This window comes from Gilliamella sp. G0441, assembly GCF_050589305.1.
Taxonomy (GTDB): domain Bacteria; phylum Pseudomonadota; class Gammaproteobacteria; order Enterobacterales; family Orbaceae; genus Gilliamella.
This window is the reverse complement of the sequence record NZ_JBNRJF010000039.1, coordinates 1-739: the sequence shown is the minus strand read 5'-3', so window position 1 is coordinate 739 and position 739 is coordinate 1. Positions and strand designations below refer to the sequence as shown.

The 739-nt window shown below is 39.5% G+C and carries 1 protein-coding gene; it reads right to left on the bottom strand.

The window, feature by feature from the left end; genetic code table 11:
• Positions 1 to 303: 303 nt before the first annotated feature.
• Positions 304 to 739 (bottom strand): ShlB/FhaC/HecB family hemolysin secretion/activation protein (locus ACKJXD_RS11910; RefSeq protein ID WP_430876420.1); only part of this gene is annotated, 436 nt, incomplete at its 5' end.

Here is a 739-nt window from a genome sequence, read left to right as displayed (position 1 = left end):
ATGCCACGTTTTTTATTAAAGATAACCCGATATAAATCCTTATTCATGCTAATACCCTTATATAACCTTATACTGTAATTGTTTTGTTTATTATTGTTTTATGATGTTATTTTTGCTTATTAATATATTGTTTTTTGTTAATATGTTTGCTGATTTTTTCGTCTGCTATGACACTTATTTTTAAGGTAAGTGTGTTTCAGCTTGCTTCTCTTTTACTGATTGTTTTCATTGTTTTCTTGAGTGAGCTATTGGCTGACGTTGTTCGGGAATACTCCGCCAAATTTGCAACGTCAGGCAATAAGATTAAAAACTCCAGTTAAGTGAAAAGCCTAATGTCATTGGATTAGTTTTAAATCCTTTTGGCTTACGAACAGGCATGCCGGCAAACAGGTCATAGTACATGCCAAAGTTACTGCCACGTACCCCCACCACACTGCCGGTTAAATGCCGACCTAACAGATATTCACTTTTTGCCCCGGATACTTCGCCGGTATCAAATCCTAAATACGGCTCATGATTTAACGGTGCCTGCCATGACAACTCATTACGGACATACCAACCGCGGTCAGCTTTTAACGTCAACTCGCCATCAAAGCCACGTACACTCCAGCGTCCGCCAATCGAAAATTGGTCAGGTGAGGTTAAATTCCCTTTGCGCGTATATTGTCCCTGATAATCCAGACGATACCGGAACTGTTGTGAGCCCAGTGTAAAAGGAATGTTGGAGGAGAAATTAACG